We start from the raw sequence: 722 nt of genomic DNA, 5'->3' as shown, positions 1-722 counted from the left end.
CGACCCCGACCTGGGCGCGCGGCCCCTGATCCGCGGGGCCGCCGACGACATGTTCCGGCTCGGGACCTCCGAGGCCGTCCGGGAGGCCGTCACGCTGCGCCGTACGGTGCGGGAGTTCACCGACGAGCCGGTGGACGGCGCCGCGGTGCGCCGGGCCGTGGCCGCCGCGATCACCGCTCCGGCCCCGCACCACACCACGCCCTGGCGGTTCGTCCTCCTGGAGTCGGAGGAGTCGCGGCTGCGGCTGCTCGACGCGATGCGCGAGGCGTGGATCGCGGATCTGCGCGGCGACGGCTTCTCCGAGGAGAGCGTCGCCAAGCGGGTGCGGCGCGGGGATGTGCTGCGCAAGGCGCCCTACCTGGTCGTGCCCTGCCTGGTCGCGGACGGCGCCCATGACTACCCGGACGCCCGGCGGAGCACCGCCGAGCGCGAGATGTTCGTGGTGGCGGCGGGCGCCGGGGTGCAGAACCTGCTGGTCGCGCTGGCGGGTGAGGGCCTGGGGTCGGCGTGGGTGTCGTCGACGATGTTCTGCCGTCCGGTGGTGCGTCAGATGCTGGGTCTGCCCGAGGAATGGGACCCGATGGGGGCGGTCGCGGTGGGCCGCGCGGCGGCGCCGCCCTCGGCCCGGCCGCCGCGGGACGCCAACGCGTTCCTGGTGGTGCGCTAGAAATCCCCGCCCCTTAAGGCATCCCGCCCCTTAAACGCATCCCGCCCCTTGAGGC

The 722-nt window shown here is 75.1% G+C and carries 1 protein-coding gene; it reads left to right on the top strand.

The annotated features are described in order from the left end of the window. Window positions 1–667: coenzyme F420-0:L-glutamate ligase (locus CCN51_RS51510; RefSeq protein ID WP_086861265.1), on the top strand; the 667-nt coding region annotated here is incomplete at its 5' end. Window positions 668–722 lie beyond the last annotated feature (55 nt).

The organism is Streptomyces milbemycinicus (assembly GCF_002154605.1).
Classification (GTDB): domain Bacteria; phylum Actinomycetota; class Actinomycetes; order Streptomycetales; family Streptomycetaceae; genus Streptomyces; species Streptomyces milbemycinicus.
This window is presented reverse-complemented; position numbering and strand designations above follow the sequence as displayed.